Raw genomic sequence first — 13,012 nt, 5'->3', positions numbered from 1 at the left:
TGCGGGCGCCCGGCATCGCCGGGGCACACACACTCTATAGTCAGATCCAGCCACCGATCCGGCGGGCGTCTCCCAGGCCCCATCTCCACGCTGGGTGCCCCTCGGGGAGCCTCGGCTGCCGCGGGATCCTGGCGAACGGATCCAGCCGGTCGAACCACTGGTCGGGCTGATCCTCGCGGGCTGAACGTCGGCGATGGTCCGGAGGATGATCTTCGAGCCATCGATCGAGATTAAAATAATGCGACCTCCGACACGAGGTAGTATTGTAAGTTTATCGGCGCTTCTGCCGGTAAGGACCTCTTTTACCGTGAACAAGAACGAAGACGTTAAGTACACCTACGCCTTGCCGATTTACAATTATCGCTCTTCTGCCGTTTTGAAGTTGATCGAATTGGCGCATAAACATGCCGAGTTCTCGACCAGGGAGGTTGAGGACACTTGGGCGTTGACCCGTTGGCCTCACCACGTCCTCATCGGCTTCAAGCTGCGTGACGACCAGCGCTTCTTCAAGCGCACCTTCTGGAGCCGGAACGCGGCGGAGATCCATCAGTACGGGCTCGCGGCGCCCGGCTCCTACACCCCGCCGTATGCTCCGCCTCCCACCAGCGCGAGGGCTGCTCTGGACGAGATCCGCAGGCGCCTCAGCTAACGAACGCACTGAGCGGAGTGTCTTGATCGCGACCCGCTCATCACGCCGCGGCGGTGATTGTCTCCTCATCCTGGGAGGCGGTCATCGCCACATGCACGCGCTGCACGGTCGAGGCGCCGACGCCGGTCCGGCGCGCCGTCTCTCGGATCCCGACCCCGGCTGCCAGTAGCGCCCGGATTGCCTCGGCTTTCTCCGCGTCCAGCGGCGGCCGACCGAGGCGAGTGCCCTTCGATCGCGTGCGCTCCAAACCCGCCAGGACGCGGTCACGGACCATGCTGCGCTCATAATCGGCGAAGACCGACAAGAGCGAGAAGAGCAGCCGACCCGAGGGCGTCGTTGTGTCGAGCCCTTGGACGTGCAGGTACAGACCGACCCCGCGGCTCTGAACCTCGGCGAGGAAGCCGACGAGGTCCTGGAGCGAACGCCCGAGGCGGTCCACGCTCCAGGCCGCGATTAGATCGTACTCGCGCCGGGCGACTCCCTTGAGGAGAGCATCGTAGCCCGGCCGCCGATCGCGCCCACGCGCGCCACTGATCCCCTCATCAATGTGGATCGCCACGACGGTCCAGCCCAGCCGGGCACCAACCGCCTGAAGTTCGCGAAGTTGGTTCTCAACCGTCTGCCCCTTGGACGTGCTTACGCGGGCATAGAGTGCGACCTTCATCGCCCCCAGATTCTCACGGATCCGCGCCTCGGCCAAGCCTACGGCCACGAGCCCTGTCCCAGAACCAGATGGTTCCGGGACAGGCCGACATAAGAGCCGCCGCGAAGGGAAAATGGGAGCCGAAAACGAGAGGGTTTTTGGGACAGGATGCGGAACGGTTGGCCAGACGACCACCGCCGCCGAGATCTCGAACAGCCACGAAGGGCATGATCACCGTCGAGGTGACCATGGACGCGACGTTCTTGGGCATGATCCTGCACCGCCGTGAGGCGCGCTGCCCGAAGTTCGAGAACAACGGGTACGAGGGCTCGCCACTGTGCCCTCGGTGAAGATGGTGACCTCCGGAGAGGACCATCCTTTCGAGATCGGCAGGGCATAGCCCTGGATCACGGCCTCTATGATCTCGAACTCCGCGGAGGACGCACTCGATCAAGCAGGCGTCCTTCAACGAGGACAATCACGATATCAGCGCCGACGAGGGGTTCGAGAAGGCCCTGCTCAACGACGCCGAGCGCAACTTCAGGAGCACGCGTGAGCGGACTGGGTCCTCGGAGTGGACGACAATCTCCATCATGAAGCGGCCATTGACGAGAGAGATCCGCAGCCGGATCGGCGGCCAAGGTCTGGAGAAAGTCGTGATCACCACCAAGGCCACAGATGACTCGGGGTTCGAAGAGTGGAGCTAGGTCTCGAACTTCGGGAGGAATGTTCGGCGTCACCCTCCGAGACCGCTGCTGAGGCGGTGCCCGAACCACGTGATCACTATTGACGACAGGGTGGGGACGACGTGCCCTCGGTGTAGTTGCTCGGGGAAATAGCGGCACTCCTAGGACTACATGGCCGGGAGCAGGGTGGCAGAGAGCACTTTGATCCCCGCGAACGCGATCAAGTGTACAACGGGTCGATTTTCCGCCGGGAAGACCTCCGTGCATCTAGGGCCCCAAAGCTTAGGGACAATGCGCTGTGTATTAGCACCAGAAGAGGCGCGACTACCCACTGGTTCGCGGCAGCGTTTTTGCCTAAAAGAATAATTTCGACTTCGCCCAGCAGCATCTGGCATCAAGAGAAAGCCAGCCCAATTGGTGGGCCCGGCGATTGCCAGAAAGTCATTTCACCATGAAGTTCAAGATTTGGAAGCGCGCTCGCGCCGTCGAGTGTGGCGTGAGGATCTTCCCGAACGGTCTCGAAATTCCGATCGCCTACGATGACTATTTCTTTTCTGCGTTCAAGTTGCCGGTGCTCTGGAAGGGCGAGGAAGCCGTGATGCATTTCAATTACGGCACCAAGCGCTTGGACGACATCAACATCATTGCGACCCGGCTGCTGGCCCACCCGCGTCTTGCTATCGGTGGACAAGTCGAGATCATCACGCACGTTGAGCGGCGTTTCAAAATGAGGGTGTGGGCTAGGGAGGAATATGTCAGGGACGCCATCGCCAACCTGCAATTCGATGTCCCCCCGAGGTTCGGGCGTTCTTCCTGGGGGACGGTGAACATCTATGCTGATACCCCGAGCGACCTCGTCGCCATCCGGATGTGCATCTGATCGCATCTGCGCATTAGAAATGCTCGCCCCTCGGGGCGAGCATTACGCCAGCGTCCCACTTTCTGCTACAAAGAAGCTGTTGAGCGACGCCAAGCGGGTGAAGACTCCTTGGATGTGATCGCCGAGGTACTTCCCGGTCTGCTCAGGCGGTAGCTGGTCCCGCTTCAGCGAGGTGGGCCCACGCCGCAGCCTCCTCAGCCAGATCGAATGTCTTCGTCTCTACCGGAATGACCGTCCCCGACAGCTTGATCATGGCACGAGCGAACGTCGGTGCGCCGACCACGACGTACTTCCGGATGTGGGCCACCGACCGGACCTTCACCTCGTTCGCGTAGCCGTCAAACTTCGCGCCGAGGTCGGACCCTTCGTAGTTCGACATGATCAGCAGCATGTCGATCTTCCCGTGCGCCTGCATGGCCTCGTCGGTGATCCGGCTCATCCACTCTATGTCGGACTTGGTGATCTTGTCCTTGATCTCGAAGGCGATGAGATCAGCCCGCGGTGCGTCGCGCTGGATGACGGATCCGTCTGGTGCAGCGTTCATGAAGCTCTCCGGGGCTACATCGTTTGGCAATCGTCGGAAACCGCGCCGTGGTGAGTCCGGATCCGCAGATGCTCGGGCTGCGGCTATCAAGCGCGATAAGAGACTCTCCGGGCCTTGCCCGGACCTGCGGCATCGCAGTCCCTGGCCCGGTCTGAGGTGGAAGCGGCCGGTGAGCACACGCCGGACGCTACTGTCCCCAATGACACTCTCAACGACGCATCTCGACCTGCTGCTGAGCGGCCAGGATAGCGCGAGTGTAGCCCAGCACCTTGTTGCGGTCTGCCCCCCGGCCCATCGAGAGCCACATGGAGATCAACTCGCCGAGCATCGCCGCATCCGACTCGGCGAATGGGCCCGTGAATGTCTCCACGGGCACGCCGAGAGCCTCGGCGATGCACGTCAGGATCTGGTGCGTCTCGTTCATGAGATCTCGTAGCTCCGACATCTGGCATACCGAATTAAGAATGCAGTCGAAATCGAAGCAGACCGATCACAGACCCGTGAGCGGTCCAGGGTGTGCGCCGCAAACGAGCGGTGCTGACGCGCATTCGATGACATGGCAGCCATCGCCGGTTCACGAACTCTCACAAGAGCTTCCACGGACCCATGATGCGCTCCGAAGCAACAATGCGCCTCGTCGAGTCTGACGGAGTGTCGCAGTTCAGGTGAGTTAAAGCTGATACCGTCCCTGGAACCCGTATCGTCGCCGCATGTTGTCGGGACAACTGCCGGTACTGGCGGCCACTGAAGGAAATTTGCCTATATGACCGACAAGAAGCAGCAGAACCAGTCAAGTAATACTGGTCACGCGACGAAGAACAACAAGGACCCAAACCACGACAACCAGGGAACGGTCCATCACTCGGACGATGGCCGCCTGAAGGAGAACCGCGAGAAGGGCATCCACCGAGGCGACAAGGAGTAGTGTCAGCCGCCGAATGTGAGGGCGCCGTCGAGGCGCCCTCCGCTCAGGTCAACGAGTGATCGAGGAGGTAAGATGGCCAACGACGTGACGACTTTCACGATCAAGGACGCGCTGGCGGCACGGATCGAGGACCATATCGAGATCGCCATCGAGGCGCAGGACGGCACAAAGCTCAAGCTCAAGGCGAAGGCGGACCAACTGGAAGCGCTGGTTGGCGATCTGGAGACCATCCTTGACGCCGACGATGCCTGAGGGCGTGACCAGCCCTGCTGAACCCTGAATCCATCAGTCGTGGATGGTCTCCGCACCTGCGGCGTCGGGGTAGTATTGCGGCGCCTCCCTACGGTCGAACATGCCGTAGTCGCGTATCACGCGAACACGGCGCAGCCTGCATTCTTCCGGCAGCGCGACCTCCGGCTCGAACCCTTCGGCGGCCCCACGATTTCGCCAGGACAGAAGCAGTACGAAGTCACCCGGCGTCAGGATGGCCTCGAACACGTCCCAGGCGACGAGGCCATCTGTCTTGGGGCTGAGGCCAAGCCATCGGGCGAGCGCGTCCGGGCTCGCCTGTTCTGTCCCGCCAAGTGGGCGGCTTGCATCGATCAGGCTAACGGTCGTGCCTAAGCCGATCTCGGTCTCGTCCAGGCGCTGCTCGGTCAACGCGTGACCCTTGGGAACCTGCGTGTCCTTGGTGACCTGACCGACGCGCAGGTGGTAATTGTGCAGGATCTCGGACCGACCCGTCGCCTGGGCCTCGTGGTGCCGCACTCGCGTTCGCCAGCGCACCACTGCCTTCTCGTCGCGCCAGCCTGAGAGCGACAGGATCCAGCCCTCGCGGGTGAGGCTGCGGTAGCGGACGTTCTCCACGAAACCGTCGATCTGCTCCAACTCCGGCCGCAGGATCTTGGCGTGCCCGAGATAGGCGTCCCACTGCTCGGCGCGCGGATGAGCTTCGAAGATCACGGAGAACATGCGTCATTCCTTCTGCATGGCGTCCTGCTAGTCGTTGCGGTGACATCAGGCTTACACCCGAACCGGCCGAGGCTCTACGCCAGTCACAGCCGTGGTTGACCGGCTATCGGAAGGTGATCCGCCCACCATTGCCATGAGTGGGGTCGGTCCAGCGGCGTTACAGCAGAGCCTCGCGCCATCCCGTTCCCTTTAACGTCACGCTTACCCTGACTGGCCACGGTCGCGCGCCTCGTCGCAAGGATTAGCACATGAGCGGGAAGATCGAAGTCACCGACACCGTGGCCGTGGCAGGCGAACGCATCTGCTCGATCATCGAGCGCATCGAGCGACTGGAGGAAGAGATCAAGGACCTGATGGAGGCCAAGAAGGAAATTTTCGCCGAGGCCAAGGGTGAGGGCCTGGACGTGAAGGTACTCAAGGAGATCCTGAAGATCCGCAAGCAGGACAAGGACGAGCGCGACGAGCAGGAGACCCTACTCGACGTGTACCTGCGCGCCATGGACGCGCCATCGCCCGCGCCCCTGGCCGAGGCAGCCTGAGCTACAGTCTAGTCGGGACGGTGTCAGGCGCTGTCCCGACTGTCCGACGTTCGACCCGTCTCTCGGCAGGTCTTCGCACCCTCAGGCGCTTGCCTGAAGGCCCGCGCAACCGAGCAGGAAGATACCGCATGCGCATCCCAGCCACGCTCGCGCTCTTAGCCACGTTCGGCCTCACCGCGGCTGTCCACGCGCAAGGATTGGAACGAGGCGCCCAGGATGGAGCATCCCGCGGCGAGGAGATGGCCGGTCCCCTGGGCGCGATCGTCGGCAGGGCGATCGGGGCGGCCGTGGGCACCGCCAACGGGAACCTGGGTGTCGATCGGCGAGAGCGTTTTCGCATCTACGCGCTAGGCGAACACCGCCCATCCGTCGCACTCGCTGGCCCGGTGCGGGTCGGGACCATGCTGCCAGAGGACGGCGTGGTCTATTACGACGTGCCGCGGGAGTTCGCGCTGCCAGAATACAGCTACACGGTCATCAACGGGCATCCCGTGCTGGTCGAGCCGCGCACTCGCCGCGTTGTGGAGGTGATTGATGACGGACGGCCCTGACGCCAGAGGGTAGTGTCAAGGTACGGCGCGGCGAGCCCGCAGGTCGCCAGGATCGCCACCACCGTGACGCCGAGCAACGAAGGGCATCGAGCCCCGTCAGCCCGTGATCAGATCGGGCGACGGGGCTGACAGCACGGCGCTGACGCCGACCAGCGGCAACGAACTGTCAACCATAATAGCCGAGTTGGCCGCCAGCGATCGGCTGGGGGCTGAGCGTCGAAAGAGCAGCAGCCGAGACCCGGAGGTAGGGGCTCGCGATGCGGCCTCCTCGGCGCAGTCGCAACAAGCCCGCACCTGGAACACCAGGGCGGGCTTTTTCATCAGGCAGGTCCCGCGCTATGTCAGCGCCTGCGGGTGCGGCGACGGCGTACCGGAGTACGCCTCAGGCTTGAGTGGGCAGCCGCTGTGCGCCTTGCGGTGATACACTCGGCGCTGGACATTCAATCCGCTGTACGTCCCGCTGATGGCCACTCGCCCGTGGCAGGCGGGGCAGCGCTTCACGGCCATGGTATAGTGAGCGGCTGCCTCATCCAAACTGACGGCGAGCCATGCCCCCTCAATCTTCACTTCACAGGTCTGAGTGTCAGGGCTCGGCATCTCCCTGACCTGACATGCTGGGGTGGGTGCTGCCAGCGCTTCGGCGTCGCACCGCTGTCTCAGCACCAGGCCGGGCGGTGGGGCACTGGACGTGTGCGAGCACGACCGACCGTCCATCGCACCGCTGATGCGCCAGAGTGGCGGCAAGCACTTTCTCCAGAGCGCGTGTCGAACTCCAATGCCGATCCGGCGTTCCTGAAGCCGATCAGGCGGTTGCCGGAAGGAATAGGATGTCATCGCTGACCATCATGCTGGCGCGCCACGCCGAGAAGGCGGGTGGAGCATTCCCAGGAGAAGGGCTGACTTTCGAGGGCACGCCGGACGAGAAGTCGCTCGTCATACGCGGCTGGCAGCGGGCCGGGGCCTGGGCTGCGCTGTTCGGCCAGGGTGATGCGCGAGGCGACTACCCGCCGCCGAACGTCATCTATGCGGCCAAACCCAAGGCGGTTTCAGAGGATGCGAGCTTCAGCCATCGCCCGTGGGAGACGGCCATACCTGTGGCCAAGCGCCTCCACCTCGAACCGAACACGAGTTACGGCGTCTCGCAGGAGCCCGATCTGGTCAAGGAGATCGTCAAGCTCACCGGGGTCGTCCTGGTGTTCTGGGAGCACAAGGCGATTGTCGAGGAGATCGTCCCGGCGCTGCTGAAGAAGCAGGTTTTGCCGGGCGTCCCAAAGAAGTGGGACGGCGATCGGTTCGATGTTGTACTTCGCTTCGATCGGGCATTTCCGGACGCGCCCTGGTCGTTTCGGCAACTCTCGCCTCGTCTTCTCGACGGCGACACTGATCTACCGTTCAAGAAGCGCCAGTTCTGACTCAGGTAGCCAATGGGTGAGGCAGATCAGGTTGAGCGATGTCCGGCTCTCAGGGTGAAAAGCCTTCAGATTGGCAAGGCATCCGTTGGCTTCGATCGCCCCACCTGTGGGTGAGCGCACCTTCGGGCTCGGGCAATTCTCCAACCCCCGCTACACTCCTGTGACTGGCCGAGCCGGACCGACGTAGCCCGAGGATGTGCTCATGCTGGGATGGCTGCGCGGGTTTCTCACCGACACTGACGCGCTTGAACAGCGGCTTACAGGCGAACTGCGTGCGAGTGAGGAGCGCCTGTCGCGGCGGATGTCGGTCATCGAGCAGCGCCTAGCCGAGAACGAGCAGGTGCTCCGTCGTCTTGGACACCAGATCGCTCGGATCGAGGGACGAGCGTCAGCGCTGGGAGCGAGCGCTCCGGCGCTGGATAAGAGCAACGGCAACGACGACAGGCAGCCGGGAACGCAACCGCTTGGTTCATGAGCCGGGTGTACATCAGCGCAGGCAGCGCGAGCCGCAGCAGTTGGAAAACGGTGGCGTTCTCGTTGTCGGCGATGGGCGGCGTTCGCCCGAGGTGACACAAGCACGTCGATGACGAAGATCGAGCACTTACCGGCATGGTCGTTGCTAACACCGTCCGGGATAGCTGGGCTGCTCGCACGGCCGAATGGCGGCCCACCAGAGACGATCCGGCTCGGCTCCAACCTCGGCGAGACCAGTGCCGCCGGGATGCCGCTGCTCGCCACGTTGAGCCTCGTGCTCACTCGCGCGCAGGCGTCCGGCGGTCTCACGCTGACCGCTACGCACGCCCTCTCGCGCGCGGACACGCGTGCTCTGTTCGACGCTCTCGTCTGGCCCGACTACGACAAGGAGGAGGTCCTTGCCGTCAACAAGGTGCTCAATGAGGGTGACGTGATGCCGGTGGAGGTGACCCGCCTCATCGCTCAAGCTGCTAAGCTCCTACGGCGACGCGAGCGCAAGCTGGTGGCCACCAAGCGAGGGCAGGAATTCGCGTCAGGGAGCAGCGCTGTCGAAGCGTTCCGGCGGCTCTTCGCGCTGATCTTCTGGCAGATTGACCTCGGCTCACTCGACCGTGTGCCGGTCGAGCGCTGGCCGCAGGACCACGTCGGTCTGGTGCTGTGGTGCCTGTCGGTCGCCGCACGCAACTGGAGCAACGTTGGAGATCTCCTGCCGGTCTGCACGGTGCTCGACGCCGCAGCGGAGGGAAGCGCAGCCGATCATCTCGCATTCGCCTTCGAGGGCCGGATCCTGCGTCCGTTGACGTGGTTCGGACTGCTGGAGACGCGGCGCGTCGGCGAGCCGGGCACATTCGCGTGGCGCTACGTGCGCGAGTACCGCACGGCGCCGCTGTTCGACCGAGCCTTAACGTTCGAGGCCGAGGTCGCAGCATCGATCGGCTCGAAGCATTGAACGCCAGCGGTTCAAAGTGTGCGAGGCACCCCCGAGCTTATGGGCGATAGGGATTCTGCGGCCTCAGGCAGCCGGAACGAAGCAGGAGGCAGATGTGAAGATCCGGGTCGGAGAGCGCGGCGAGATGCGCCACATCCGGGTTGAGGGGATCGAGCGCACGAAGGAGAACACAGTCTACGTCACGGGTCTCATGGGCTTCGGCCGCGCCGAGCGCGTGGCTATCGAGATCGACGCCGATACGTTGGCCGAGATTGTGAGGGCAGCCCTTCAGGGCGGGCTCCGACCAGAACTCAAGGGCCGGAGCGAAATCTAAGGTTTTGCTACGATCGATCCTTATGGTCGAGGACGCCCGGCGGTGTCGCTCAGGACGCCGCTATCAACTTCTCGCGCAATGCGCTCGGCAGCGACGCGAGCCACGCCTCCTCGCCGCCCGGCTGCGGCAGGATGTTCCCGAACTCGGCCACTCCTTCAGCCGGGATGACCGACCAACATCCCTCGGCCGCGACGCAGCGAGGTCACGACCGATCTTTTCTGCCGAGGATCTCGCTGAACGGGATGCGCCAGAGCAGACGCCCGGCCTCATCGGTGACTTCGAACGCGTAGTCCTGCGGGGCGTCGCCCATGTGGGCGAGTTCGGCCGTCAGGTCCGGGATGGCCTTGCATGCCTCCATATAGGCGATCTCCGCGCTCGCGAACTCCAGCCCGGTGTCGTCGGACTGACAGCCACAACGTGACCGCAGATCGAAGAAGAACGACGGCATGGCACCGGCCCTGGGTGCCCCCCGCAATGAGAACCCGGGCGGTTCCGAGTGGTCACGCGTCTATGATGGTTTGTATAGAACCGGACGAAGCTACTCGGCAGTCCGGCGATCATCCAGCATCAGGAAGCTTGCTGGATCCTGGCCATGTCACCAAGATCGATGCTGGGCTTTTCGGATCCGCCTTTGCGACCGAGACCATTCTGTCGTGCCAGATTGGATCGCGCGGCGGAGTAGCTGGCAGCCGTCGAGGGATAATCCCGCGGCAAGCCGAAGCGCTCGCGGTACTCGTCGATGGTCAAACCGTGCTTGGTGAGATGGCGCTTCAGAGTCTTGTAGGGCTTGCCGTCGATGAAGCTGATCAGCGCGTCCGGTCTGATCGACTTCCGGATCTGGGCAGGTGTCAGCCTTTCCGCCGCTGGTTCGGCCGCTTCGGCACTCTGGCCAAGACCAGCGAGTGCGGCGTGAACGCCCGCGAGAAGACCGGGAAGTTCAGCGACGGGGACACGGTTGTGAGACAGGTAAGCGGCGACGATGCCGGTGGTGATCTCCACGTAATCGACCGCCTGTATCTCGACCAAATCATTAGTCTGTAGCTGCATGGCCTCTTCCATTAAGCTGCGCTCCGTGATTGAAGGAGCCTAGATGCTTTATCGCGACTGAAGGTCAAGAGAAAAAAGGCCAGCAGATCGACGGCAGGAGTGAGTCGAGACGGGGGGACAAGAAATCTGGACGTAGGGACAACAATGAGGGTTCCGGCCTTGAGGCACACCCCTTCCGGCTCAGGCATCAGCCCAAGCCATGCACGAGACGCAGCCAGAGACCGCACAACTTAATGGTGCACTAAGCATTCTGCGGTTGTGCTCACGGCAGCGGTTCAAGCTAAGCCCTAGCGTGCTGTTTCATGCCGAAGGTTTCTTCCCAAATGTCGCCCCTGCTCAAGCCCAAGGCAGCCACTGACGCCGACCGCACGATCGGCAGCCTGATCGCCTCCCTTCGGAAAGCGCAGGGCTTGAGCCAGTCCGCGCTCGGCGACGCCATAGGTGTGAGCTTCCAGCAGGTGCAAAAGTACGAGAAGGGCCACAACCGCATCGGTGCTGGTCGCCTCCAGATCATCGCTGACCTGCTGAACGTGCCGGTGGAAACCTTCTTCGCCACGCAGGCGGGATCAGAGAGCGAGAAGCTTGGAGCCCGAACTTTCTTCGAGGACCCGCAGGTGATGGAACTCGTCCTGGCCTTCACCAGCATCTCCGACGAGACGACCCGTTGCAGCGTGCTGTCGATTGTGAAGACAGCGGCCACCCTCCAGAACGATCACCGGACCGCCCAATCGCTGAAGGGCTGATCTCGCAGGCAGCGAAGCGGCGCGGCAGGAACGTCGCCCCGCTGCCCCGGTACGTCACCTTGACCCTGGTCCCAACCTATCTCGGACAGGACGCTTCCGGCCGCATGGCTGCCGAGAACTGTCCTGACGCGTCTCAGGGCTCGGATCGCGTCCTCTCCTGGTCGGCGATCATCCGCAGGGCTTCTAGGGCTTGCTGTCGCCCAACCTCTGTCGTGATCCTGGACCACAAGCGTAGGCACTCGTCCGCAGTCGCTGTCGGTCGCGCGGACGCCGGGTCGGTGAGGAAGCGTTCGACAGGCAAGCCGAGCGCGTCTGCGATCTGACGGAGCACCGCATGCTTCGGTGAATTGAATTTTTCCATGATGCCGCCCGAGGCCACGCCGGGAGAGATCGCCTTGCCGGAAGGCTCATAGCTTGTGAATGAGGTGAATTCTTAATGCAGTTGACGGTTCCGGCGCCAATCCTATTCCCATGCTAGGGTATGGGATCGGCGAGCGCCTCCTGATGCGGATGCAGGGCTCGGGCCCATGGAGCGTTCAGGATGATCTTCGTCGCGAAAGCGGACGGCGGCGTGACCTACGTCAGCCCCGAGTGGACCACCTTTACCGGACAAGCTGCCACTGAGGCTATGGAGCACGGCTGGACCGCGTGCATGCACCCCGACGATTACGAGATGGCTGTCACCTTCCTGCGCAGCGCCCGCGACCAGCAGAGCGAGTACAGCCTTCGCACCCGCCTGTGCCGGGCTGATGGGAGCTATGCCTGGGTCGTGATCGGTGCCGTGCCCTCCTACGGGCCGCCGGACCGCACCTTCCTGGGCTACCTCGGTTCATTGACAGAGATAGGCCCCAGCGGCTCCGAACCTCTGACCGCCTACGGCACCCTTGCGCGCTACGTGCCCCCACCCTCGCATCCGGCGACGCAGCCCGGCTCGACCTTGGAACGCGTGGCTGACTACCTGCTGATGGCCCATGGGCTGATCGAGCAGGATCACGCCAAGGAGATGTTGCCGGTGCTCAGGCAAGCGCTGATGGCGGTGGGTCGGTCGCTGGCGCGCAACATGTCCTCGCCAGATCCAAGCGGTAACCTGCACTGAGCCATCGGAGCTACACGCTGAGGTCGGTCGCTTCCTTGCGACCGTCCGGGCAGCCTGAGCAGCCGAGGATGATAACGAGACCGCGCATGCGCATTCGCACGGGCTTCATGACGCCCACACCCTGCCTGTAGGCTCTAGCCAAGCGCACTCAGCCCGCGTGCATCTCCGGCCTGCTCGAAGTCTCGACGGAGCAAGCTCTGCTCTGACACGCAACCATGAGTTCGCGCCTCAGGTCGTCAAGTTGGGCATCAGTCAGGTCTGACAGGATGTCTTCGTCAGCGTCGTCGATGGCCGCGATGAGGAGCAGACCAGCCGTCGTCGCCTCGAACTCGACCAGGACCTCTCGCTCAGCGTATGGGTCATGGGGGTTGAGGCAGTAGTGCTTCGGCATAGTGATTAGCTCCCGGCGTGCCGGTGAAGCGGTCCCGTTATATCTGTGCCGCGACGATGACATGACCATCGTTGGTCCGTCCGGGTTGCACGATGAACCGGTCGCGACATGCGCCGACCGCATGGCAACCACCGGCAACCGTATGACGATCAAAGACCGGACGCGTTTAGCGCTTCCGTGTGTCACCCCCGGCAGCGC

General features: G+C 63.1%; 21 protein-coding genes. 13 read left to right on the top strand and 8 right to left on the bottom strand.

Annotated elements, in window-relative coordinates; genetic code table 11:
- Nucleotides 1–307 precede the first annotated feature (307 nt).
- Nucleotides 308–649: a hypothetical protein gene (locus M6G65_RS10360; protein ID WP_238200309.1), complete on the top strand. Its 342-nt coding sequence runs from the start codon at nt 308–310 to the stop codon at nt 647–649.
- A gap of 40 nt (nt 650–689) precedes the next feature.
- Here the strand turns inward: M6G65_RS10360 and M6G65_RS10355 are convergent, their stop codons facing one another.
- Complete coding sequence (locus tag M6G65_RS10355; RefSeq protein ID WP_238200307.1) at nt 690–1,361, bottom strand: recombinase family protein; 672 nt, start codon at nt 1,359–1,361, stop codon at nt 690–692.
- Between the two features lie 158 nt (nt 1,362–1,519).
- On the opposite strand from M6G65_RS10355, the gene M6G65_RS33460 reads away from it, so the two are divergent.
- On the top strand, nt 1,520–1,642 hold the full coding sequence (locus M6G65_RS33460; protein WP_283214926.1) for a hypothetical protein: 123 nt from the start codon (nt 1,520–1,522) through the stop codon (nt 1,640–1,642).
- A 787-nt stretch (nt 1,643–2,429) separates the two neighbouring features.
- The gene (locus M6G65_RS10350) at nt 2,430–2,858 is read left to right on the top strand and encodes a hypothetical protein (protein WP_238199845.1); all 429 of its coding nucleotides are present in this window, start codon (nt 2,430–2,432) and stop codon (nt 2,856–2,858) included.
- Between the two features lie 142 nt (nt 2,859–3,000).
- Here M6G65_RS10350 and M6G65_RS10345 read toward each other — a convergent pair whose 3' ends face one another.
- Together M6G65_RS10345 and M6G65_RS10340 are read right to left on the bottom strand one after the other, a co-directional pair.
- The gene (locus M6G65_RS10345; protein ID WP_238199844.1) at nt 3,001–3,402 is read right to left on the bottom strand and encodes a SpoIIAA family protein; all 402 of its coding nucleotides are present in this window, start codon (nt 3,400–3,402) and stop codon (nt 3,001–3,003) included.
- A 208-nt stretch (nt 3,403–3,610) separates the two neighbouring features.
- Nucleotides 3,611–3,826, bottom strand: coding sequence for a hypothetical protein (locus tag M6G65_RS10340; RefSeq protein WP_238199843.1), 216 nt, complete (start codon nt 3,824–3,826; stop codon nt 3,611–3,613).
- Nucleotides 3,827–4,165: 339 nt separating this feature from the next.
- Between M6G65_RS10340 and M6G65_RS10335 the strand changes: the two genes are divergently transcribed.
- Together M6G65_RS10335 and M6G65_RS10330 are read left to right on the top strand one after the other, a co-directional pair.
- Nucleotides 4,166–4,327, top strand: a complete 162-nt coding sequence (locus M6G65_RS10335; RefSeq protein ID WP_238199842.1) for a hypothetical protein — start codon at nt 4,166–4,168, stop codon at nt 4,325–4,327.
- A 72-nt stretch (nt 4,328–4,399) separates the two neighbouring features.
- Complete coding sequence (locus tag M6G65_RS10330; RefSeq protein ID WP_238199841.1) at nt 4,400–4,579, top strand: hypothetical protein; 180 nt, start codon at nt 4,400–4,402, stop codon at nt 4,577–4,579.
- A gap of 33 nt (nt 4,580–4,612) precedes the next feature.
- On the opposite strand, the gene M6G65_RS10325 is transcribed toward M6G65_RS10330, so the two are convergent.
- On the bottom strand, nt 4,613–5,299 hold the full coding sequence (locus M6G65_RS10325) for an antibiotic biosynthesis monooxygenase family protein (RefSeq protein WP_238199840.1): 687 nt from the start codon (nt 5,297–5,299) through the stop codon (nt 4,613–4,615).
- 248 nt (nt 5,300–5,547) lie between these two features.
- Between M6G65_RS10325 and M6G65_RS10320 the strand changes: the two genes are divergently transcribed.
- Nucleotides 5,548–5,838: a DUF2312 domain-containing protein gene (locus tag M6G65_RS10320; protein WP_238199839.1), complete on the top strand. Its 291-nt coding sequence runs from the start codon at nt 5,548–5,550 to the stop codon at nt 5,836–5,838.
- A gap of 128 nt (nt 5,839–5,966) precedes the next feature.
- Entirely contained in the window at nt 5,967–6,389 is a 423-nt protein-coding gene (locus tag M6G65_RS10315) for a DUF1236 domain-containing protein (protein ID WP_238199838.1), read from the top strand.
- 336 nt (nt 6,390–6,725) lie between these two features.
- Here M6G65_RS10315 and M6G65_RS34195 read toward each other — a convergent pair whose 3' ends face one another.
- Nucleotides 6,726–6,986, bottom strand: coding sequence for a hypothetical protein (locus tag M6G65_RS34195; RefSeq protein ID WP_488600465.1), 261 nt, complete (start codon nt 6,984–6,986; stop codon nt 6,726–6,728).
- A 230-nt stretch (nt 6,987–7,216) separates the two neighbouring features.
- Between M6G65_RS34195 and M6G65_RS10310 the strand changes: the two genes are divergently transcribed.
- The 4 genes from M6G65_RS10310 (at nt 7,217) to M6G65_RS10295 (ending at nt 9,537) form a co-directional block, all read left to right on the top strand.
- The gene (locus M6G65_RS10310; protein WP_238199837.1) at nt 7,217–7,801 is read left to right on the top strand and encodes a histidine phosphatase family protein; all 585 of its coding nucleotides are present in this window, start codon (nt 7,217–7,219) and stop codon (nt 7,799–7,801) included.
- A 202-nt stretch (nt 7,802–8,003) separates the two neighbouring features.
- On the top strand, nt 8,004–8,276 hold the full coding sequence (locus tag M6G65_RS10305) for a hypothetical protein (RefSeq protein ID WP_238199836.1): 273 nt from the start codon (nt 8,004–8,006) through the stop codon (nt 8,274–8,276).
- Nucleotides 8,277–8,384: 108 nt separating this feature from the next.
- Nucleotides 8,385–9,224: a hypothetical protein gene (locus M6G65_RS10300; protein WP_250103899.1), complete on the top strand. Its 840-nt coding sequence runs from the start codon at nt 8,385–8,387 to the stop codon at nt 9,222–9,224.
- Nucleotides 9,225–9,318: 94 nt separating this feature from the next.
- Entirely contained in the window at nt 9,319–9,537 is a 219-nt protein-coding gene (locus M6G65_RS10295) for a hypothetical protein (protein WP_238199833.1), read from the top strand.
- A gap of 202 nt (nt 9,538–9,739) precedes the next feature.
- On the opposite strand, the gene M6G65_RS10290 is transcribed toward M6G65_RS10295, so the two are convergent.
- A complete protein-coding gene (locus M6G65_RS10290; protein WP_238199831.1) occupies nt 9,740–9,985 on the bottom strand; it encodes a DUF6894 family protein in 246 nt (81 codons plus the stop codon).
- A gap of 119 nt (nt 9,986–10,104) precedes the next feature.
- On the bottom strand, nt 10,105–10,596 hold the full coding sequence (locus M6G65_RS10285; protein ID WP_238199829.1) for a Ros/MucR family transcriptional regulator: 492 nt from the start codon (nt 10,594–10,596) through the stop codon (nt 10,105–10,107).
- A 311-nt stretch (nt 10,597–10,907) separates the two neighbouring features.
- Here M6G65_RS10285 and M6G65_RS10280 point away from each other — a divergent pair, with 311 nt between their 5' ends.
- Together M6G65_RS10280 and M6G65_RS10275 are read left to right on the top strand one after the other, a co-directional pair.
- Nucleotides 10,908–11,327: a helix-turn-helix domain-containing protein gene (locus tag M6G65_RS10280; RefSeq protein ID WP_238199827.1), complete on the top strand. Its 420-nt coding sequence runs from the start codon at nt 10,908–10,910 to the stop codon at nt 11,325–11,327.
- Nucleotides 11,328–11,868: 541 nt separating this feature from the next.
- Entirely contained in the window at nt 11,869–12,423 is a 555-nt protein-coding gene (locus M6G65_RS10275; RefSeq protein ID WP_238199826.1) for a PAS domain-containing protein, read from the top strand.
- A gap of 148 nt (nt 12,424–12,571) precedes the next feature.
- On the opposite strand, the gene M6G65_RS10270 is transcribed toward M6G65_RS10275, so the two are convergent.
- Nucleotides 12,572–12,814 (bottom strand): hypothetical protein, encoded by a 243-nt coding sequence (locus M6G65_RS10270; protein ID WP_238199825.1) that lies wholly within the window; start codon nt 12,812–12,814, stop codon nt 12,572–12,574.
- Nucleotides 12,815–13,012 lie beyond the last annotated feature (198 nt).

The organism is Methylobacterium tardum (assembly GCF_023546765.1).
In the GTDB taxonomy this organism is placed as follows: Bacteria; Pseudomonadota; Alphaproteobacteria; order Rhizobiales; family Beijerinckiaceae; genus Methylobacterium; species Methylobacterium tardum.
This window is presented reverse-complemented; position numbering and strand designations above follow the sequence as displayed.